At 71.6% G+C, this 19,438-nt stretch carries 19 protein-coding genes; 9 read left to right on the plus strand and 10 right to left on the minus strand.

What is annotated here, in order from left to right; genetic code table 11:
• Positions 1 to 28: 28 nt before the first annotated feature.
• From ACIO9K_RS09110 to ACIO9K_RS09120, 3 genes are read right to left on the minus strand one after another with little or no spacing between them, the layout of a single operon-like run.
• Entirely contained in the window at positions 29 to 862 is an 834-nt protein-coding gene (locus ACIO9K_RS09110; RefSeq protein WP_400328115.1) for a helix-turn-helix domain-containing protein, read from the minus strand.
• Positions 859 to 1,374, minus strand: coding sequence for a DUF6879 family protein (locus tag ACIO9K_RS09115; RefSeq protein ID WP_363632112.1), 516 nt, complete (start codon positions 1,372 to 1,374; stop codon positions 859 to 861). Before ACIO9K_RS09115 ends, ACIO9K_RS09110 begins: the two co-directional genes overlap by 4 nt.
• On the minus strand, positions 1,358 to 1,570 hold the full coding sequence (locus tag ACIO9K_RS09120; protein ID WP_363584986.1) for a hypothetical protein: 213 nt from the start codon (positions 1,568 to 1,570) through the stop codon (positions 1,358 to 1,360). Before ACIO9K_RS09120 ends, ACIO9K_RS09115 begins: the two co-directional genes overlap by 17 nt.
• 352 nt (positions 1,571 to 1,922) lie before the next feature.
• Here ACIO9K_RS09120 and ACIO9K_RS09125 point away from each other — a divergent pair, with 352 nt between their 5' ends.
• Entirely contained in the window at positions 1,923 to 2,342 is a 420-nt protein-coding gene (locus ACIO9K_RS09125; RefSeq protein WP_363632113.1) for an NUDIX hydrolase, read from the plus strand.
• Between the two features lie 49 nt (positions 2,343 to 2,391).
• Here ACIO9K_RS09125 and ACIO9K_RS09130 read toward each other — a convergent pair whose 3' ends face one another.
• Together ACIO9K_RS09130 and ACIO9K_RS09135 are read right to left on the minus strand one after the other, a co-directional pair.
• Complete coding sequence (locus ACIO9K_RS09130) at positions 2,392 to 2,586, minus strand: DUF397 domain-containing protein (RefSeq protein WP_400328118.1); 195 nt, start codon at positions 2,584 to 2,586, stop codon at positions 2,392 to 2,394.
• A gap of 2 nt (positions 2,587 to 2,588) precedes the next feature.
• Positions 2,589 to 3,458, minus strand: coding sequence for a helix-turn-helix transcriptional regulator (locus ACIO9K_RS09135; protein ID WP_363619132.1), 870 nt, complete (start codon positions 3,456 to 3,458; stop codon positions 2,589 to 2,591).
• 170 nt (positions 3,459 to 3,628) lie between these two features.
• Between ACIO9K_RS09135 and ACIO9K_RS09140 the strand changes: the two genes are divergently transcribed.
• Positions 3,629 to 3,997, plus strand: coding sequence for an ATP-binding protein (locus tag ACIO9K_RS09140; RefSeq protein WP_063348181.1), 369 nt, complete (start codon positions 3,629 to 3,631; stop codon positions 3,995 to 3,997).
• Complete coding sequence (locus tag ACIO9K_RS09145) at positions 3,994 to 4,245, plus strand: hypothetical protein (protein WP_380491337.1); 252 nt, start codon at positions 3,994 to 3,996, stop codon at positions 4,243 to 4,245. Before ACIO9K_RS09140 ends, ACIO9K_RS09145 begins: the two co-directional genes overlap by 4 nt.
• 160 nt (positions 4,246 to 4,405) lie before the next feature.
• On the opposite strand, the gene ACIO9K_RS09150 is transcribed toward ACIO9K_RS09145, so the two are convergent.
• On the minus strand, positions 4,406 to 4,600 hold the full coding sequence (locus ACIO9K_RS09150; protein WP_363584996.1) for a DUF397 domain-containing protein: 195 nt from the start codon (positions 4,598 to 4,600) through the stop codon (positions 4,406 to 4,408).
• A 194-nt stretch (positions 4,601 to 4,794) separates the two neighbouring features.
• Between ACIO9K_RS09150 and ACIO9K_RS09155 the strand changes: the two genes are divergently transcribed.
• The 3 genes from ACIO9K_RS09155 to ACIO9K_RS09165 all read left to right on the plus strand — a co-directional run bounded on the left by ACIO9K_RS09155 (position 4,795) and on the right by ACIO9K_RS09165 (position 11,284).
• A complete protein-coding gene (locus ACIO9K_RS09155; RefSeq protein ID WP_363619134.1) occupies positions 4,795 to 6,174 on the plus strand; it encodes a TIR-like protein FxsC in 1,380 nt (459 codons plus the stop codon).
• Positions 6,175 to 6,257: 83 nt separating this feature from the next.
• Positions 6,258 to 10,178, plus strand: coding sequence for an FxSxx-COOH system tetratricopeptide repeat protein (fxsT, locus tag ACIO9K_RS09160; protein ID WP_363619243.1), 3,921 nt, complete (start codon positions 6,258 to 6,260; stop codon positions 10,176 to 10,178).
• Between the two features lie 53 nt (positions 10,179 to 10,231).
• Positions 10,232 to 11,284, plus strand: coding sequence for a 2-hydroxyacid dehydrogenase (locus tag ACIO9K_RS09165; RefSeq protein ID WP_400328121.1), 1,053 nt, complete (start codon positions 10,232 to 10,234; stop codon positions 11,282 to 11,284).
• A gap of 4 nt (positions 11,285 to 11,288) precedes the next feature.
• Here ACIO9K_RS09165 and ACIO9K_RS09170 read toward each other — a convergent pair whose 3' ends face one another.
• From ACIO9K_RS09170 to ACIO9K_RS09180, 3 genes are all read right to left on the minus strand, one after another.
• Positions 11,289 to 12,143 carry an alpha/beta hydrolase gene (locus ACIO9K_RS09170; RefSeq protein ID WP_363585072.1) on the minus strand — a complete coding sequence of 285 codons (855 nt, stop codon included), beginning with the start codon at positions 12,141 to 12,143 and terminating at the stop codon, positions 11,289 to 11,291.
• A 23-nt stretch (positions 12,144 to 12,166) separates the two neighbouring features.
• Entirely contained in the window at positions 12,167 to 13,075 is a 909-nt protein-coding gene (locus ACIO9K_RS09175; protein WP_363585002.1) for a DUF4231 domain-containing protein, read from the minus strand.
• Positions 13,076 to 13,295: 220 nt separating this feature from the next.
• The gene (locus tag ACIO9K_RS09180) at positions 13,296 to 14,060 is read right to left on the minus strand and encodes a sugar isomerase domain-containing protein (RefSeq protein ID WP_363619136.1); all 765 of its coding nucleotides are present in this window, start codon (positions 14,058 to 14,060) and stop codon (positions 13,296 to 13,298) included.
• Between the two features lie 222 nt (positions 14,061 to 14,282).
• Between ACIO9K_RS09180 and ACIO9K_RS09185 the strand changes: the two genes are divergently transcribed.
• A complete protein-coding gene (locus tag ACIO9K_RS09185; protein ID WP_350877579.1) occupies positions 14,283 to 14,975 on the plus strand; it encodes a metal-dependent transcriptional regulator in 693 nt (230 codons plus the stop codon).
• A 555-nt stretch (positions 14,976 to 15,530) separates the two neighbouring features.
• On the opposite strand, the gene ACIO9K_RS09190 is transcribed toward ACIO9K_RS09185, so the two are convergent.
• Positions 15,531 to 16,235: a bifunctional DNA primase/polymerase gene (locus ACIO9K_RS09190; protein WP_400328405.1), complete on the minus strand. Its 705-nt coding sequence runs from the start codon at positions 16,233 to 16,235 to the stop codon at positions 15,531 to 15,533.
• 315 nt (positions 16,236 to 16,550) lie between these two features.
• Between ACIO9K_RS09190 and ACIO9K_RS09195 the strand changes: the two genes are divergently transcribed.
• Positions 16,551 to 17,927, plus strand: a complete 1,377-nt coding sequence (locus ACIO9K_RS09195) for a transcriptional regulator (protein WP_363619137.1) — start codon at positions 16,551 to 16,553, stop codon at positions 17,925 to 17,927.
• A gap of 209 nt (positions 17,928 to 18,136) precedes the next feature.
• Complete coding sequence (locus tag ACIO9K_RS09200; protein ID WP_400328124.1) at positions 18,137 to 19,366, plus strand: hypothetical protein; 1,230 nt, start codon at positions 18,137 to 18,139, stop codon at positions 19,364 to 19,366.
• Positions 19,367 to 19,438 lie beyond the last annotated feature (72 nt).

Consider the following 19,438-nt stretch of genomic DNA (forward strand, 5'->3'; position numbering starts at 1 on the left):
CAACGATATTCCCGTCAGTGAATAAATATCACCCACGGTAAATCATCGACCATTCGCTGAGCCGCCCCCTGGCCTCGTCGCCGAAGAGGGCGGATTCTTCGAATATCGAGAAAATTTCACGATAGCGCTGGATGTCCCGGTGATCGCGAAATGCGAGACGGCCGGTGAACGACTCCACAGTGGCGAGGCGGTCGTCGTACACCGTGAACGTGTTCATTGGTCCGCGAGTAATAAGTGTCCCATATGGAATCACGCCGATTCGAACGGACGGCAGATGGGTGAGCGATGCAAGGCGGTCAATCTGGACGGCCATTGCCTGAGGAGGAAGCAGTGCCCACTTCACCGCCTGCTCCGTGAGCAGGAACGTGAATGACTTTGATTCGTCGTAGAGAGCCACCTGGCGTTCCAGCTTGCGGCCCACGATGATCGCCCTGTCGCCGGGGGAGTGGCTCAAGCTGGCCCGAATGTACTCGGGCGTGGCCAGGAGGCCTGTGATCATTGCCGGCAGGAAATATCGCAGCTCTGTCGCGTCCGACTCCAGCGACGCCAGCTCCGCCTGTCGCTTTTCGATGCCCCGGCGCCATGAGGTTCGCTTGTCCTGCCACTCGGTATTGGCCGTACGAGCCAGCGAGGATACTTCCCGGACGAGGGCGGCCGGAGCCCCAAGAGCCCTGAGGATGCGCTCCACATCGACGAGGGTCGGGGTCAGTTTTCCGGTCTCGATCTTACTGATCTTGCTCTGGGAGATGCCACAACGCACCGAAAGCCGGTCTCCTGTGAGACCGGCTTCCAGGCGGAGCCTTCTGAGCGTTTCGGCCAGATCGGACTTCGACCGGCCGAGCTGATCTGGATCGAGCGTCACCCGAGCTCTTTCAGATATTCGGAAAACGGCACGGAGTGAGCCAGGGCGATTCTTTTCCACTCGCGGTGGCGGCGCATGTCGCCGCTGACCAGCTCCCGGTTGATCTGGGTGCCGTCAGGTCGGAAGTTCAGGTGGACCGCCGAGGTGTCATCGAACAGCCACCAGTCCTGGTCGGGGATACCGAAGTTCCCTTCAGTGGCGTCCAGGATTCGAATGTCTTCCCCGGCGGCGATGTTGCCGGGGATGCCCCAGGCGAACTGGTACCGCTGGTAGTCCGTGAGGGGGCGGCGCACCACCCGGACGCGGCCGATCGTCCGCCCCGAGGAGACGAAGCCGTGCACCCTCCGGTGCCACGCCGCGTTGTGATCGACCGGCTTCGGCTCGCCGCGCAGAAAGCGGGCCAGGCTCTCTGCTTCCCTGGGCATGGTGTAGGCGGGCTGCGCCTCGAACCGGAACGCTTCGTGCTGGTAGCTGTCGAAGTGAGCGCGCCACTGGTCACCATCCAAGAGCACGGATGGCCTCCTCCAGGACGTGTCGGGGAATCTCGACGGCGGACTCCCCGGTGGGCACCTTCAGGGCCGTGAAGTGGTCGCCCTGGACCACGAACGTCCCTCGGTCGGTGGCGTACACGTTCGGGCAGTCGTCATCGTCGCAGTTCGGGCCGTTGAACTTGCCGGTAAGACGCAGCAGTTGCGGGTACTCAGCCATGCTGACCCCTTCCAGGTCGAGTGCCTCCCAACCCATCAACGACGCTAAGGCCGGCTGCGGCGCCCGTCCAAGCCGTATCGGGCATATTCCTGATCTGGAATAAGAATCTTGCCGGGGGTCTCCCGCTCTGACGCTCCGGGGAGCTGTTGACCGGCGGCTCCTTGCGAGGGGCAACCGCTGGTCCGGCTGAAGTCCGTCATCATCAGAGGCCCGGCCGAGCCCTGGAGCTGATGTGCTCCAGAAAGCGCTTGGAGAAGATCGTCTCGGCACTGGTGTCGGCGAGAGAAGGTGACCCGCTTCATCGCGCCGATACGATCTTTCCACCCGTCCTGGCCGCGCTGGAGGAGCAGACGTGACACAGCAGACTGCCGAGGAACGCCCGGGAATCGCCGCCGCGATCGTGGCCCACGAAGGCCGCGTCCTGATGGTCCGGCGGCGGGTCAGCGAGGGCCAGCTCTCGTGGCAGTTCCCGGCTGGTGAGATCGAGTCCGGCGAGTCGCCCGAGCTGGCGGCTGTCCGAGAGACGGCGGAGGAGACCGGGCTCGGTGTGGCCGCGATCAAGCTCCTGGGTGAGCGCGTGCACCCGAAGACCGGCCGACTGATGTCGTACACGGCCTGTGAGGTCGTCAGCGGCACCGCCGAGGTGGTCGACACGGAGGAGCTGGACCAGCTCGCGTGGGTGGCTCTCGCCGAGATCCCCGAGTACGTGCCGTACGGGCTGTTCGAGCCGGTGCAGGAGTATCTCGATACCGCGCTCAGCGCCGATCGGTAGGCGGCGGCTCCCGCGAGTTCGCGGGAGCCGCCCTTCTGCGCTGTGTGGGTCAGGCGGTGAAGTGGTCGAACTCGCCGGCCTTGGCGCCGAGGAGCCAGGCGTTGAGCTTGGTGCGGGTGGTGGTGACGATGTGGGCGGGGTCGTCGGACTCGCGGATGTAGACGAGGTTGCTGTCGGAGGCGATCTCGACGCAGTTGGCTTCCTCCCCGCTGAAGCTCGACTTCTGCCAGGTGAGTTCTTGCATGGCTACCTTCCTTGTACTCCGTAGCGGACGTGCTGGAGCAGGCCCCAGGAGTCACGATAGGCGGGTGAAGGTCCGACAGATTTGGCCTCCAGAGGAGGGAGTGCAAGGCCCTTGAGTCGGTCGAACTTACGCCGGAATGAAGCTACTGCTTCGGGTTCTCCCAGGAAGGACGCGCCTTGTGGCGTCTCCAGCAGGACCGTGTTCAGCTTGGCGTGAGGGCCATGGAGCGTCATGAACGACGTATCGGTCGAAGCGAAGACGGGGCAGTCGAACGGGAGGATCTGGATCGTCACGTGAGGCAGCGTGCCTACCTCCATCAGGTGGTTCAGCTGGTCGCGCATGACGGTAGGCCCGCCGTACATCGTGCGTAGTGCCGCTTCGTGGATCACGGCATGGAATGGCACCCCGTTATCGATGCTCAGGATCTGTTGGCGCTTGCGGCGGAACTCGACCTTCTTCTCGGCGTATTCGAGGATGATCTCCATGTATCCCTTGGTCTGGAGGAGCCCGGGGATCAGGAGGGTTTCGTACGTGTCCAGGGCGGTGGCGGCGGCCTCGAACTCGGCCAGGTCGAGCGCTGGGGTCACGACGTACGGCTTGTAAGCGTCCCACCAACCCTTGCCGCTGCTCTGGCACAAACTGATGAGCCCGGCGCGATAGTTGGGGTCATCCGAACCGCACACGTCGAGCCAAACGTGCAACCGTTCGAGGTTGAGGCTCAGCCTTCCGGCCTCGGTGTGGCTCACGGCGGGGCCCTTCATGCCGAGCAACTCGCCAATCTCAGGGCCGGACATTCCGGCACCCTCGCGTAGACGGCGAAGTTCCTCACCGAACCGGCGCTGGCGTTCGGTGATGTAGACCCTGAGTCCCATGGCAGTCCCTTCTCGGATGGACGGTGCGACTGCTACGCACAGTGTAGGCGCGTGCGCAGGGTGTGTTGCAAAACTGGTCTTGTCGTGGTTACAGTCTTTGCGCACTGCTCGCCAGGCGGGTCGTCAGTTGCGTCTGTGCGTAGCCCCTCTGCACCGCTGGGAGATTCCCCATGTGTGACCCCAACCTCAACTCCCCCTCCCTCACCGTCTCTCGCGAGGCGTTGCGCGACACCATGGCGCGCGCCGGGTACCCCAACTCCTCCATCGGGGATGCCGAACTCGCGCTCGTGGAGCTGGTGGTGAACGCCTGGCGGCACGGGTTGACCGCCGCGCCCGTCGTCCTGGTCGCCGTCGTCCACGGGACGCTCCGCGTCACCGTCGCGGACCGCAGTCCCGTGCTGCCCGAGCAGCGGAAGCCTGACCCGTTCGCCCAGTCCGGGCGGGGGTTGATGCTGGTGGAGGGGCTCATGCACCGCTGGGGTGCGGAGCCGCAGAAGCTCGGCAAGCGCGTCTGGTTCGAGCTGGACGGCGCCGCGTGATCGCCCACCACCCGATCCACCCCGCCGACCCGGCCCTGCGGCAGCTCACCGGGCGGCAGATCACCGAACTGATCGTCGATCTCCGTACAGAGGGGCGGGAGTTCGGCCTCCTCTGGCCGTCCGCCCAGTCCGGCGAGACCGATCTGAACGGCCGCGCCCTGGTCTCCATCGGCAACATCCCGGCCAGCACCTTGATCAACCTGCTGGCTCTGCTGCGCGAGTTCAAGCGCCGGCGGGGCCGGGCGTGACGGGCATGCTGGTCCTGATCCTGCTGGCCGCCGCCGTCGGCGGTGTGTGCCAGGCCCGGTCCGAGCGGCTTCGGGATCGACGGGATCGGACGTAGGTGCCATGCATGGCACGCGGGCCCGCCTTCTCCAGGCGGGCCCGCGCCATGCCCGGCCGTGGAGGTCAGGCGATGAAGTGGTCGAACTCGCCGGCCTTGGCGCCGAGGAGCCAGGCGTTGAGCTTGGTGCGGGTGGTGGTGACGATGTGGGTGGGGTTGTCGGACTCGCGGAGGTAGACGAGGTCGCCGTCGGACGCGATTTCGAGGCAGTTCGCCTGATCGCTGCTGAAGCTCGGCTGCTGCCAGTTGAGGTGCTCCATGGCTACCTTCCTTGTACTCCGTGGCGGACGTGCTGGAGCCACGATAAGCGGGCGCACAGCCGCGTCGTTTCGGTCATGTCAATTCGTACGACTCGTTGTGCTATTCCCTTGGGTCCTCAGTCGTTCCTACACTGAGACCCCGCCGCACGGGGGCTGCGGGAACCAGGTTGCCGACGGGCCCGGGGGAGGCGCGTGTGAACGACCGTGGCTGGGACGAGGACGATGCCCGGCCGTACTTCTTCCTCTCCTACGCGCACACCCCGAAGGCCGGCACGCGCGGCGCCGGTGACCCGAACCACTGGGTCCGCCAGCTGTACCGGGACCTGTGCGAGGCGGTGCTGCAGCTGACGACGGTCCCGGCCGGGGTGCCGGTCGGCTTCATGGACGAGTCCATGCACCAGGGGGAGTTGTGGGCGGAGCGGCTGTCGGAGGAACTGGCGACCTGCCGGGTGTTCGTACCGCTGTACTCGCCCCGGTACTTCAACAGCGTCCCGTGCGGGCAGGAGTGGCACGCCTTCACCCGCCGCCCGGTGTACCCGGCGACGATCGATGCGGAGCGCACCAGCGGCATCGTGCCGGTGCTGTGGGCGCCGATGAGCCGCTACCGGCTGCCCAAGGTGGCCAGTGAACTCCAGTTCAACCACGCCAGTTTCGGCCCGGACTACGCCACCGAGGGCCTGTACGCGCTGATGAAGCTCACCTACTTCCGCTCCGCCTACGAGCTGGCCGTGCACCGGTTGGCGGCGCGGATCGTGCAGGTGGCGGAGGAGACGGTGATCCCGGTCGGGCGGCGGCTGGACTTCAACGGGCTGCCCAGCGCCTTCGACGTGAGCGCGCCGACCAAGCAGCTGCGGATCTCCGTACTCTCCTACCATCAGGGCGAGTTGCCGCCCGACCGCAATCCCGACTTCTACGGCGCCCGGCGCACCGACTGGCACCCCTATCGCCCGGCCGGCTCGCCGATCGCCCAGCACGCGGTGCGGCTGGCCCGGCAGTTGGGGTTCCAGCCGACCGTGCACGAGTTCGACGACGAGGTCGAGTCCATCATCGAGGGGGAGGCGGCCGCCCCCGGCCTGCTCCTGCTCGACCGGTGGGCGCTGCGCGATCCGGACCGCCGGGAGCTGGTCCGCCGCTTCGACCGCTCGGACGCCACCTGGGTGAGCGTCCTGGAGCCGTGGAACACCGAGGACCCCGAGTGCGAGGAACGCGGCGGCGACCTCGGAGAGTTGAGCGACCAGGCGCTGCGCATCACCCGGCGGGCGAGCCGCCCCAGCTTCCTCGGCGTGACCGGCCCGACCGGGCTGAACACCCTGGAGGACTTCGACGACGCGCTGCCCCGGGCCGCCATGAAGGCCAAGTACGCCTTCGAGGGCCGCACCAGGGCCGAGCCGGAGGATCCGCCGCCGCCCCGCCCGAACCTGCGGGACGCCTTCCGGCGCGGCCCGGGCGCGGCCCCGTTCGGCCGCGACGCCCCCTTCGGGCAGGACGGCTCCGGACCCGACGACCACCCAGACCGTGACGACGGCGATGACCCCGATGACGGGATGGCGCCCTTGGGAGGACGACCCAGATGAGCGAGAACCCCACCAGGAACTTCCGCGTCGGGGGCCTCACCGTGGCCGAACTGGCCGCCCAGCGGGAGGCCGAGCGACGGTCCGTGGAGCAGGACCGCAACGGCCGGATCATCACCTTCTACTCCTACAAGGGCGGCACCGGGCGCACCATGGCGCTCGCCAACACCGCCTGGATCCTGGCCGCCAACGGCTACCGGGTGCTCACCGTGGACTGGGACCTGGAGGCGCCGGGCCTGGCCAAGTTCTTCCACCCCTTCCTCGATCCGGCCTCGTTGGCCGGCACGACCGGGATGATGGACCTGATCGCCGAGTACCGCGAGGAGGCCCTGCGCCCGGTCGAGCACGCCGAGGGCTGGCACCTGGACTTCGCCAGGGTCCACCCGCACGCGCTGTCGCTGTCCTGGCCGCTGTTCCCGACCGGGGGCAGCCTGGACTTCCTGTCCGCCGGCCAGTTCAACCGGGACTACTCCGAGGCCGTCACCCACCTGGACTGGGACATCTTCTACGACCGCTTCGACGGCGGGCAGTTCTTCGACGCCCTCAAGGCCGACATGAGCAAGCGGTACGACTACGTGCTCATCGACTCGCGCACCGGACTGTCCGACATCGCCGAGATCTGCACCGTCCAGATGCCCGACGACCTGGTGGTCTGCTTCACCCTGAGCGACCAGTCCATCGACGGTGCCTCCCGGATCGCCCAGCACATCCACGACCGCTACCGCGAGCGCGGCATCCGCATCCTGCCCGTCCCGATGCGCATCGACGAGGGCGAGAAGGAGAAGGCCGACGCCGGCCGCTCCCTCGCCCGGGTCCGCTTCGACGGGCTGCCGGCCGGCCTCAACGGCGAGGAACTCGCCTCCTACTGGGGCTCGGTGGAGATCCCGTACCGGCCGTTCTACGCCTACGAGGAGATCCTCGCCACCTTCGGCGACCAGACCGGCACCCCCACCTCGATGCTCGCCGCCTGCGAGCGGCTCACCGCGATGATCACCCAGCGCAAGGTCACCTCCCTGCCGGTCATGGACGAGGAACTACGGCTGCGCTACGTGGACGCGTTCACCCGCCGCCGCCCGTCCGTCCCCGCCGACCTCTACCTCTCCTACGTCCCCGAGGACCGGATGTGGGCGGACTGGATCGAGTCCGTGCTCACCCGGGCCGGCTTCCGGGTGCTGCCCCGCGACCTCAGCGCGGGCACCGACACGCGCGAGGAGACCGAACGCGGCATCGACGCCGCCTACCGGACCGTCGCCGTGCTCTCGCCCGCCTACCAGCGCTCCCCGCAGGCCCGGGCGCTGTGGGAGTCCGTGGTCAACTCCGACCCCGCCGGCACCCGGCGCCAGCTCGTCCCCGTCCGCGTCGGCGACGTCAGGCTCACCGCACCCTTCAGCAACCGCAACCCCGTCGACCTCGTCGGCCGCGACGAGACGCAGTCCGTCCAGACCCTGCTGCGCGCCCTCGGCCGCGGCGACGTCGTCCTGAACGAGCCCAACGGCGGCGGGCCGCGCTTCCCCGGCAGCAAGCCGACCGTGTGGGACGTGCCGCCGCGCAACCCCTCCTTCACCGGCCGCGCCGCCGTCCTGGAGCAGCTGCGCAACCAGCTGCGCGGCGGCATGGCGGCCGTCCTGCCCACCCCCCAGACGCTGTACGGGCTCGGCGGCGTCGGCAAGACCCAGGTCGCGCTGGAGTACGCGCACCGGTTCATGTCCGACTACGACCTGGTCTGGTGGATCGACGCCGAACAGACCGAACTCGTCGCCCCCGCCCTCGCCGACCTCGCCCGCCGGCTCGGCCTGCGCGTCGGCGACTCCGTCACCGAGGCCGCCGAGGCCGCCCGGGAGGCGCTGCGCCGCGGCGTGCCCACCTCGCGCTGGCTGCTGATCTTCGACAACGCCGACGAACCGGCCGAGATCCGCCGCTTCTTCCCCGGCGGCTCCGGCCACATCCTGGTCACCTCCCGGAACCAGGCCTGGACCGGGCACGCCGAGGCGCTGGAGGTGGACGTCTTCACCCGCGGCGAGAGCGTCGAGCACCTGTGCCGGCGCGCCCGCGGCCTGTCCCGCCCGGACGCCGACCGGGTCGCCGAGGCGGTCGGCGACCTGCCGCTCGCCGTCGAGGTCGCGGCCGCCTGGCTGGACACCACCGGCACCCCGGTGGAGACCTACGTCGCCCAACTGCACGCCGAGGCGGCCCGCGCGCTGGCCGTCGCCCGCCCCGCCGACTACCCGACCCCGGTCGGCGCGACCTGGAACGTCTCCATCGGCCGGCTGCGCCAGCAGTCCCCGGCCGCCGTCCGGCTCCTCCAGCTCTGCGCGTTCTTCGCGCCCGAGCCGATCTCGATGAACCTCTTCTACAGCGACCAGATGATCCGGGCGCTGGTGAAGTACGACGCCGACCTCAGCGACAAGTTCATGCTGGGCAAGGTGATCCAGGCGATCGGCCGGTACGCGCTGGCCAAGGTCGACGCCGGCAGCAACAGCTTCCAGGTGCACCGGCTCGTCCAGGCGGTGATCCGGGCCGAGATGACCGACGACGAACAGGAGATCGCCGTCCACGAGGTGCATCGCATCCTGACCGGCGCCCGGCCGGTCCTCGGCGACACCGACGACCCCGCCAACTGGCCCGCCTTCGACGAGATCTGGCCGCACCTGTCGCCCTCCAAGGCGCACAACTGCGACGAGGCGGACACCCGCCAGCTGCTCATCGACCGCGTCCGCTACCTCTGGAAGCGCGGCGAACTCGACCGCGCCCGCGACCTCGGCCACGCCCTGGACACCGAGTGGACCAACAAGCTCGGCGAGAACGACCGGCAGACCCTGCTGCTGCGCTTCCAACTCGCCAACGTGCTGCGCTCCCAGGGCAACTACGCGGAAGCCCTGGCCCTGGACGAGGACACCCTGGAACGCCAGCGGGCCCTGCTCGGCGAGCACCACCCGTACACCCTGATGACGGCCGGCTCCCTCGGCGCCGACCGCCGGGCACTCGGCCGGTTCCAGGCCGCACTCGACCTCGACCGCGAAATCCTCGACCAGTTCCGCGAGTTGTTCGGCGACGACAACCCGCGCACGCTCTCCATGGCCAACAACCTGGCCATCGACTACCGGCTCGTCGGCAACAGCGAGGCCGCCCGCGAACTCGACCAGGAGACCCTCGACCGGCGCACGGCCGTCCTCGGCCCCCGGCACCCCTACACCCTCTCCACCAAGTCCAACCTCGCCCGCGACCTGCGCGAACTCGGCGACTACCGCGGCTCGGTGGACCTGCTCCAGGAAGTCACCTCCGACCTCGGCGACGTCCTCGACCCCGACCTGCCGGAGAACCTGCGCAACGCCAAGTCCCTGGCCGTCTCACTGCGCCGCATCGGCGCGCTCGCCGAAGCCCGCCGGATCACCAAGGAGACCTACGAGCGCTACCTGGAGCGCTACGGCGCCGACGCCCCCGACGCGCTCGCCTGCGCGCTCAACCTGGCCGCCGACCACAGCGCCTCCGGCGACAAGGAGGCCGCCCGCGACCTCTGCTCCACCGTCTTCGAAGGCCACCGCCGCCTGTTCGGCGACGAACACCCCTTCACCCTGGCCTGCGCCAACAACCTCGGCATCTACCTGCGCGGCAGCGGTGACATCCAGGGCGCCATCGAACGCGGCCGGCTCACCGTCGAGGGGCTCACCGACTCCGTCGGAGCGGACCACCCGTACACCCTCAACGCGGTGATCAACCTGGCCAACGCCTACGGCGACGACGGCCAGATCGGCCTCGCCGAGGAACTCGGCCGGGCCGCCTACCAGGGCCTGTGCGAGCGCTACACGCCCCGGCACCCGGACGCCGTCGCCTGCGAGGCCAACCTGTCGATCACCCTGCGCTCGGCCGGCCGGCACACCCAGGCCGCCGAACTGCGGGCCCGCGCGATCGGCGAGCTGATCCGGCAGTTCGGCGAGGAGCACCCCAACACGGTCGCGGCGCGCGGCTGGAAGCGGATCAACCGGGACCTGGAGCCGCAGCCGGTGTAAGCGGCAGGGTGAGCACGGCCGACGCGCGGGGGCGGCGGGTACGCTGCGGCACCATGAGCGAGCGAAGCGAGCGAGTCATGGAAGGGAGCGCGTCTCACGAAGGGACCGCCGAGCGAAAGCGAGGTGGGCGCCTGAGCGAGCAGACCCCGCCCCCGCCCCCGGTCCTGGTCACCCGGCGCCTCGCGCCCGGGGTGATCGAACGGCTCACCGCGCGCCACGCCGTCACCAGCCACGACTCCGACCAGGCGATGGCCCGGGCCGACCTGCTGGCCGCCGTCCGCGGCCGCCGCGCCGTGCTCACCACCCTGGACGACCGGGTCGACGGCGAGTTCCTGGACGCGGCCGGGCCGTCCCTGGAGATCGTCGCCAACCACGCCGTGGGGCACCACAACATCGACCTGGCCGCCTGCGCCGAACGCGGCGTGCTGGTCTCCAACACCCCCGGCGTGCTCACCACCGCCACCGCCGACATGGCCTGGGCGCTGCTGCTGGCCGCCACCCGCCGCCTCGGCGAGGGCGAGCGCCTGCTGCGCTCCGGCAGCCCCTGGACCTGGGCGCCGAACTTCCTGCTCGGCATGGAGCTGGCCGGCACCCCGCTGGGCGTGCTCGGCATGGGCCGGATCGGGCAGGCGGTGGCCCGCCGGGCCCGCGCCTTCGACATGCCGGTCAGCTACCACAACCGCCGCGAGCTGCCGCCCGAGCAGGCCGACGGCGCCACCTGGCGGCCGCTGGAGGACCTGCTCGCCCACTCCACGGTGCTGGTCGTCACCGCCCCGCTCAGCGCCGCCACCCGGCACCTGCTGGACGCCCGCCGCCTCGCCCTGCTGCCGCGCGGGGCGGTGGTGGTCAGCATGACCGCCGGAGTGGTGGACGAGGAGGCGCTGGCCGCCGCGCTGGAGTCCGGCGCGCTGTTCGCCGCCGCCGTGGACAACTTCGAGCACGAGCCGGCCGTCCCGTCCGCGCTGCTCGCCCAGGAACGCGCCGTCCTGGCCCCGCACCTGGGCAGTGCCACCGTCGCCACCCGGCAGGCGATGGGCGGCCTGGCCGTGGACAACGTCCTGGCCGTGCTGGGCGGGGGAGCGCCGGTCACCCCGGTGACGGTCTGAGGCCTCAGCCCGCCGCCCAGGCCAGGGCGGTGGTCAGCACCCGGAAAGCGCCGAAGTGCGCGGCGCCGGGCTCCAGGAAGAGCTCGGCGCCGGGGATGTGGTCGCCCAGCCAGCGGGAGTGCTCGACCGGGGAGAACTGGTCGTCGGTGCCGTGCCACAGCCAGCTCGGCACCGCGATGTCCTCGACCTTGAACCCCCAGTCGGCGGTGAACGCCAGCACGTCGTCGATCCAGCCGTCCGCGCCGTGCCGGAACGCCTCCCGGTAGTTGCTCTGCAGCATCCGCCGCAGCCCGCTGTCGGCCACCACCTCCCGGTCGGCGGGCGACAGTTCGGGTCGCAGCCCGTTCAGCAGCCGGACCGGGTCGTCCTTGATCTGCCGGGAGCGGAACTCCATCGCGTCGGCGATCCGGCCGTGCCCGCGCTCCGCCTCCTGGTAGGCGTGCACGTTCGACGGGGTCATCCCGGCGTACCAGTCCAGGCCGGCCGCGTTGCGCGGCGCCAGGCCGACCAGCACCGCCACCCGGCTGACCCGCTCCGGCAGCAGCGCCGCGCAGGCCAGCGCGTGCGGGCCGCCGCCGGAGCGGCCGAGCACCGCGAAGCCGTCCAGCTTGAGGTCGTCCGCGATGGCCCGCACGTCGGCGGCCGCCGCGCTCACCCGGCGGCCGAACTGGCGGGTCGAGTCGCCGTAGCCGGGCCGGTCGTAGGAGATCAGCCGCACCCCCAGCCGGTACAGCACGGTGCTGCGCGGGTGCGGGCCCACCCGGCTGCCGGGCATGCCGTGCAGCAGGAACACCGGGCGGCCGCGCGGGTCGCCCAGGGATTCGACGGCGAGGGCGCGACCGTCCGGGGCCTTGACCATCCGTAACGACACCTGCGGCCTCCTCAGTGGTCCCGGTCGGTGGTGGTGCGGATCTCCCGGCGGGCCTGCCAGGTGGTGTGCTCGCGGGAGACCGCGTCCTCGGCGTCCCGGGCCAGCCGGGCCCAGAGCTCCTCGGCGTCCGCCGACTCCACGTCCAGCCGGGCCAGTTGGCGCCGGATGAGCTCCAGCTCGTCGGCGGCCAGCCCGTACGCGGCGGCCAGCGGGCGGTACTGGCGCAGCTGCGCCCACGCGGTGATCGAGGCGGCCACCGCCGAGACGGTGCCCAACGCGTCGTAGGTGAACGCGCCGAGCGCCCGCAGCACCGCGAGCACCAGCCCGAGCGCCGGGAGCACCACGCCCAGCACCCCCGCCAGGGCCCCGGCCCGGGCGCAGTACCGGGATTTGGCGCGGTACCAGTCGTGCTGCACCTGGATCCGCTCCCGCAGGTACACCTCGCGCCGCACCGCGAGCGGTTGCTCGCGCAGGTCGCGCATCGCCGCCGTGATCCCGGCGAGCTCCGCCCCGGCGCCCGGCGTGACCACCCGGCTGTCCCGGAAGGCGCCCAGCACCCCGCCGAGCTGGACGCGGTACAGGCCCTCCGCGTCCGGCAGGGTGTGCGGCGGCGGCTGGTAGGCGTCCGCCCGGACGGCGAACTTCCAGGCCAGCGTCTTGACCGACTCGGCGGCGGCCCGGCCCTCGTACCAGAGCCCCTGCGGGTTCTGCCGGCTGATCACCACCGCGAGGACGATCGCGCCGAGGTAGGCGGCGGCCGCCGGCCAGGCCCACGGCTCGCCGTCGGCCGAGCCGGTCGCGGCGGCGGCCACCAGCAGGAGCAGCTCCCAGGCGGAGAGCAGCACCGAACGCCGCTGGCCGCGCAGCGAGGCCGCGTCGGCGGCCCAGAAGAACCCGGGCAGCAGTTCCCGCTCGCGCACCCACCCCGTCCGTCCCGCCCCAGACGCCATGTCCGGCCCCCACCCGTCGCTCCGGTCGCACCGCCCTCCTGCCCCGGGCGGCTTCCCGGTACGCCTGGCCCGCCCCCGGGCCGCCCGCAATGGCCGGGATGCCCCGGTGGATTGTCCGGCCCGGGTACTTTCGGTGGGCGGGCGGACACCCTGCGTGGCCCGGCGTGCCCGTGGGCGCGACCGGTGGGCGTCAGTAGGTGTAGAGGATCCGGTCGGCGTTGTCGGCCATCTGCTTGGCGTTCCACTCGGTGCCGCCGGGGACGTTGCCGGAGCGGAACAGCGGCGGGGCCGCGGCGGTGCCCCCGGCCGCCGCGTCGGCCAGCCGGCCGACCGCCGAGGCGACCACGGCCTGCATGAGCGCGCTGGTCACGATGGTGGAGACCGGGCCGAAGGTGGTCTCGGCGGCCGGGTGGGTCAGCTCGCCGTCCCCGACCGCGATCTTGCTGTCCAGCACCACGTCGCAGTTGTCCTTCAGGTACGTGCCGGACGGGTGCGCCGGGGGCACCTCGCCCGGGTACGCCAGCGAGGTCACGCCGATCACCTTCAGACCGCGCTCCCGGGCGTACCGGGCCAGCTCGACCGGCATCACCTGGCGGCCGGACAGCGAGATCACGAACAGCAGGTCGCCGGAGGCGGCCGGGGTCAGGTCCAGGGTGGTGGTGGCCAGGCCGGACACCCGCTCCAGCGCGCTGGCCAGCGGCGCGGGCATCACCGTCACCCCCGCCATCCCGGGGACGTTCAGCAGGTTCATCGGGACCAGCCCGCCGGCCCGGTAGACCACGTCCTGGGCCGGCAGCGCGGAGTGCCCGGCACCGAAGGTGAACACCCGGCGGCCCTCGGTGATCGCCTCGGCGAGCAGTGCCGCGGCGGCCTCGATGGCGTCGGCCTCCTCCTCCCGGACCCGCTGGAGATGGGCGATCGCGGCGTCGAAGTACCGGCCGACCAGGTCGTTCATCTGTTGCCTTCGCTCTCTGCCGGTGGGGGAGCCGGCCGGGTGGGGCGGTCCGGTCGGGTCCGGGCCGCCAGTGGAGAAAGCTACGGCGAGCACCGTGGCGCCCCGGCGGCACCGCTGTCAACAGGAACGAAAACCGGGACCCGGGGCCCTTGCGCGGGCCCGGTTGTCGGTGCAGTACGTCAGAATTGGCGGTGAGGACACCGAAGAACGGAGCCAGCGGCGATGTCTGGGCTGATCGACACCACTGAGATGTACCTTCGCACCATCCTGGAGCTGGAGGAGGAAGGCATCGTCCCGATGCGCGCCCGGATCGCCGAGCGACTGGAGCAGAGCGGCCCGACGGTCAGCCAGACGGTCGGCCGGATGGAGCGCGACGGGTTGTTGCAGGTGGCGGGGGACCGCCACCTCGAACTGACCGACGACGGGCGCCGGCTCGCCGTGCGCGTCATGCGCAAGCACCGCATCGCCGAGTGCCTGCTCGTCGACGTGATCGGACTGGAGTGGGAGCAGGTCCACGAGGAGGCCTGCCGCTGGGAGCACGTGATGAGCGAGACGGTCGAGCGCAAGGTGCTCGCCATGCTCGGCCACCCGACCCAGTCCCCGTACGGCAACCCGATCCCGGGCCTGGACGAGCTGGGCGACGCCAAGGCCGAGGGCGAGGGCTTCGACGCCGCGCTCGTCCCGCTGGACACCGTCAAGCCGGGTGACGGCGGTGCCAGCGTGGTGGTCCGCCGGATCGGCGAGCCGATCCAGACCGACGGCGAACTGATGCGCACGCTGCGCCGGGCCGGGATCCGGCCGGGCTCCACCGTGCGGGTCAGCGCCGGCGTCGGCGGCGTGCTGGTCGGCACCGGGGAGAACGCGGCGGAGCTGGGCAAGGACATCGCCCAGCACGTCTTCGTCGCCCAGGCCTGAGGAACGCGCCCTCCGGGTCCGGTGGAACGCTTCCGGGCCCGGGGAACGTGCTTCCCGGAACGACGCGAAGGGCCCGCTGCTCCCCGTGCAGCGGGCCCTTTCGCCTCCCCGTTCCCTCCCTGTCCCCTCCGTCCCTCCCGTCCCCTCCATCCCCTCCATTCCCTCCCGGCCCCTCCACCGCCTCGCCCGGCTTCCCCGTCCGAGCGCTCCCTCCGGCGTCCCCTCGCACCGCAATTCCTCCCCTCGGCCGATCATGGCAATCCTTGAGCGTTGTCACTCGTCCGGGGGGCTTTCGCCCATGATCAGCGGGTACACGGAGGCCTTATCCGCACATGCGTGTGACGGGCCTCGCCTCCGGTGGGAGACAAGGCCCGTCAGCCGGGCGCGGGGTGTCGCGCGCTGCGCGCCCTCACCCGATAGGCGGAGGGCGGCCGTTCACGGGGCGGTGAATCGGGGCAGTGAATCGGGGCGGTTCACGAGGCCGTTCACGAGACGGTGAACCAGGGGGGTGAACCGCGGCGGTGAACCGTGGCGGTGAACCGTTGCCGCGCCCGTTCAGCGCACCGCTGCCGCCAGCTGGGCGGGCTGGGGGTGGGCGGCCGCGGGCGCCTCACGTCCGCAGGCGTACGCGAGCGGGCTGATCAGCTCGGCGGCGTCGGGCAGCCAGCGGTTGAGCGCCGAGGGGGAGCGGGCCCACTGGGCGTAGCCGGTGCCGCCGATCCGGGAGGGCGGGGCGACCGTCCAGTCCCCTTCGCCGCGGGCCACCAGGTCCAGCCGGCCGGGCGGCCAGCCGAGCTTGCGGAGCATCTCCGGCAGCTTGGCCGCGACCCCGGGCAGCACCAGGAAGTGCAGCCGCCGGCCGATCCGGCCGGGCGAGGCGGGCAGCACCGCGACCGGGCCCAGCTGGAGGTCCATCCGCTCCATCCGCGCCAGCGCCAGGCAGCCGGCCGTCTCCGGGACGTCCAGGACGTCGAAGGACCGGCCGGTGGGCAGCAGGATCGAGGCCTGCGGCCGCTCGGTCCACCAGCGCCGCACCGCCCCCGGCCCGGCGCTCGCCTTGCGGGCCCAGTCCGCGTCGAGCGGGTGGGCCCCCGGCAGCAGGCAGCGCCGGTCGCCGCAGGAGCAGCGGGCGGGCCCGTCGCCGTCGATCAGCCAGGCGCCGGGAGCGACCTCCCAGTGGCGGTTCTCGGCGTAGCCGACGGCTTCGATGAGCAGCGGGGGCAGTGCGGCGGTCTTGCCCTGGTCGGGGGAGTCGGGGATGTCTTCCACGCGCTGCTCAACTACCGTGTGTGAGGCTGGTTACGGCCCGGCGCAAGCCGGTTGGGCGCATACCGGCAATGTCACCCGAACCGGTTACTCGACCGAGTTGAGGCGGGCGGGGGCAGGCGCAGTGGGGGCGCACAGGAGCATTTCCCAGGGCGCGTGGGGGGTGCGGATCGTCACCGTGGGTATCCCGCTGGCGTTGCTGATCGCTAACCTGGTGTCAGATTCCTTGGACGGTCGGACAGTCGGCAACAGATCAGCAGAATCGTCGCCCGCCGGCCGGGACCGGAGGGTGTGGGGAGGCGAAACCCAATGGCCGCAAGACCACTCGTCGCACGACAGCCCAACGAGCGTCTGCAGCAACTGATCCAGGAGGCCAGCTGCTCCAACGCCGGCCTGGCCCGGAGGGTCAACCTCTGCGGCGCCGAGCACGGTCTGGACCTGCGGTACGACAAGACCTCCGTCGCCCGCTGGCTGCGCGGGCAGCAGCCGCGCGGGCAGGCGCCGGCCGTGATCGCCGAGGCCCTCGGCCGCAAGCTCGGCCGCAGCGTGTCGGTCGAGGAGATCGGCATGGCCGACGGCAAGAACCTCAGCTCCGGCATCGGGCTCCAGTTCGCGCCGACCCTGAACGCCGCCCTGGAGCAGGTCTGCGAGCTCTGGCGCAGCGACGTCGGGCGGCGGGACTTCCTGACCGGGGCCACGGTCGCGGCCTCTGCGCTGGTGGAGCCCAGCCGGGACTGGCTGATCACCCCGCCCGACCCGGTGGTGGCCCGCACCGGCGGCCCCCGGGTCGGCCCGACCGACGTGGCCGCGATCAAGGCCACCACCGCGATGCTGGTCGACCTGGACCACCGCTTCGGCAGCGGTCACGTGCGCCCGGTGGTCGTGCACTACCTCAACTCGGTGGTCTCCAGCCTGCTCGGCGGGGCGTACCGGGACGAGACCGGGCGCCAACTCTTCGCCGCGGTGGCCCGGTTGACCGAACTGGCCGGATACATGGCGGTGGACACCGGCCAGCCCGGCCTGGCCCAGCGCTACTACATCCAGGCGCTCCGGCTCGCCCAGGCGGCCGACGACCGCGGCTACGGCGGCTACGTGCTGGCGGCGTCGATGAGCCACCTGGCGGCGACGCTCGGCAACCCGCGGGAGATCGCCCAGCTCGCCCGCGCCGCGCAGGAGGGCGCCCGGACGGTCGCCACCCCGACGGCGATGGCGATGTTCTACGCCGCCGAGGCCCGCGGCCACGCCCTGCTGGGGGACGCCCGCTCCTGCGAGGCGGTGTCGGCCAAGGCGCTGGAGATGATGGAGAAGCGCCGCCCGGAGGACGACCCGGACTGGATCGTCCACTTCGACGACGCCTACCTGTCGGACGAACTGGCCCACTGCCACCGGGACTTGGAGCAGGCCGGCCAGGCCGAGCACTACGCCCGCCGGGCGCTCGACCTGCACCCGCCGACCCGGGTCCGCCGCCGCGCGGTGGACCTCGTCCTGCTCGCCACCGCCCAGTTGCAGCAGCGGGACCTCGAACGCGCCTGTGAGACGGGCGCGCAGGCGGTCCGGCTGCTGAGCGGGCTGCGGTCCAACCGGGGCGTGGAGTACCTGGACGAGTTCCGGCGCAGGCTGGAGCCCTACCGGGAGCAGCGGGTGGTCCGCGAGTTCCACGCCCGGGCGGATGCGGAGGCCGCCTAGTGTCGCGCCCGGGGCACCAGGGCGGGTCCAAGGCCCCGGGCCCCGGCGGGGCGGCGTGAGGGGAGCGTGAGGGATGTCCCGCCCGCGTGGTCACCCGGTTCGGCGAACCGGTAGCGTGGGTGTGACGTCCAAGGAACTGTGATGCCCCCAAGAACCGACGAGATGTGGTCCGCCGTCAGCGCGCGGTCGTGCACAGGTGAGGAATCGCGTTGAGCCAGCGCCGCTCGTACCCCAACTCGGGTGACTTCAACCTGGACGACCTGTTCCGCCCCGAGCCCGGCCAGACCCAGGGCGGCGCGCCGGGCCAGCCGCAGGGTCACCCCCAGGGCCACCCGCAGGGGCAGACGGGCGTGCCGCCGGTGGGGCAGCCGTCCGGGCAGCCGGAGTACCTCGGCGAGGGCGGGCACGCGCGGCCGACCCAGGCCATGCCGGCCCAGCCCGCCCCGTGGGCCGGCGCTCCGCAGCCCGGTTACGGCGTCCCGCAGCACGAGCCGGCGCCGGAGACGCAGCACCTCCCGCCGTACCCGGGCGCGGACCCGTACGCGGGCGGGTACCCCACGGGCCAGTCCCAGGCCGGCTACCCGCAGCAGCCCGGCCCGGGCGGCTACCAGGGCTACTCGCAGGCCGGGCAGCCGCAGCCGGCGCCGGCCTACCCCGGTCAGGACTACGGGCAGAACTACGGCCAGGGCTACGGGCAGGACCACGGGCACGGGCAGGGCTACGCCCAGGACCACGGGCAGGGCTTCGACACCACCCAGGCGGGCGCGCAGGCTCCGGCCGCCCGGGGCGGCCGCCCGTCCAACAAGCTGATCATCGGTGGGGTGGTGGCCGGTTTCGCGGTGGCCGGCATCCTGGTCGCCGTCCTGGTGAACGGGGACGACACCACCCCCGCCGCCGACGCCAAGAAGACCCTCCCGGTGGCCGCCACCGGCAGCGCCACCCCCGGCACGGCGAGCGCGAGCAGCTCGGGCACCACCGTCGACCCGGCGGTCAAGGCCCAGGCGCAGCCGCTGTCGGACCTGCTCGGCACCGCGAGCGACAGCCGCTCGGCGGTGGTCGGCGCGGTCGCCGCGGTGCAGAAGTGCGACAAGCTGCCCGAGTCGCAGCAGGCGCTCACCGGCGCGGCCGGCAAGCGGCGCGAACTCCAGACCAAGCTCGGCCAGCTGAAGGCCGACAAGCTGCCCGGCGGCCAGCAGCTGGTCGAGCAGCTCAATGCGGCGTGGACCGCCTCCGCGCAGGCCGACGACGAGTACGCGGCCTGGGCCGGGGACTCGCAGGCGCCCGGCGCCTGCGACCCCAAGAAGCTGGACAACCAGCACTACAAGAACGCCGTCCAGGCCAGCGGCACGGCGACCACCGCGAAGAAGCAGGCCTCGACCCTGTGGAACGCGATCGCCGCCCAGACCGGCCTGCCCAGCCGCAGCGACGGCGACCTGTAGGACGGACGGGGGAACGGGCCCGCCGGCCCGCCCCTTCGCCGTCCGTCCCCCCTGTCGTCCGTGCTGCGCCGC

It is taken from the genome of Kitasatospora sp. NPDC087271, from assembly GCF_044744605.1.
Taxonomy (GTDB): domain Bacteria; phylum Actinomycetota; class Actinomycetes; order Streptomycetales; family Streptomycetaceae; genus Kitasatospora.

Coding starts and splice junctions, on each gene's coding strand:
- ACIO9K_RS09120 (WP_363584986.1), bottom strand. CDS start 1,570: ATGGCTGAGTACCCGCAACTGCTGCGTCTTACCGGCAAGTTCAACGGC.
- ACIO9K_RS09130 (WP_400328118.1), bottom strand. CDS start 2,586: ATGCAAGAACTCACCTGGCAGAAGTCGAGCTTCAGCGGGGAGGAAGCC.
- ACIO9K_RS09135 (WP_363619132.1), bottom strand. CDS start 3,458: ATGGGACTCAGGGTCTACATCACCGAACGCCAGCGCCGGTTCGGTGAG.
- ACIO9K_RS09140 (WP_063348181.1), top strand. CDS start 3,629: ATGTGTGACCCCAACCTCAACTCCCCCTCCCTCACCGTCTCTCGCGAG.
- ACIO9K_RS09150 (WP_363584996.1), bottom strand. CDS start 4,600: ATGGAGCACCTCAACTGGCAGCAGCCGAGCTTCAGCAGCGATCAGGCG.
- ACIO9K_RS09165 (WP_400328121.1), top strand. CDS start 10,232: ATGAGCGAGCGAAGCGAGCGAGTCATGGAAGGGAGCGCGTCTCACGAA.
- ACIO9K_RS09170 (WP_363585072.1), bottom strand. CDS start 12,143: ATGGTCAAGGCCCCGGACGGTCGCGCCCTCGCCGTCGAATCCCTGGGC.
- ACIO9K_RS09180 (WP_363619136.1), bottom strand. CDS start 14,060: ATGAACGACCTGGTCGGCCGGTACTTCGACGCCGCGATCGCCCATCTC.
- ACIO9K_RS09185 (WP_350877579.1), top strand. CDS start 14,283: ATGTCTGGGCTGATCGACACCACTGAGATGTACCTTCGCACCATCCTG.
- ACIO9K_RS09195 (WP_363619137.1), top strand. CDS start 16,551: ATGGCCGCAAGACCACTCGTCGCACGACAGCCCAACGAGCGTCTGCAG.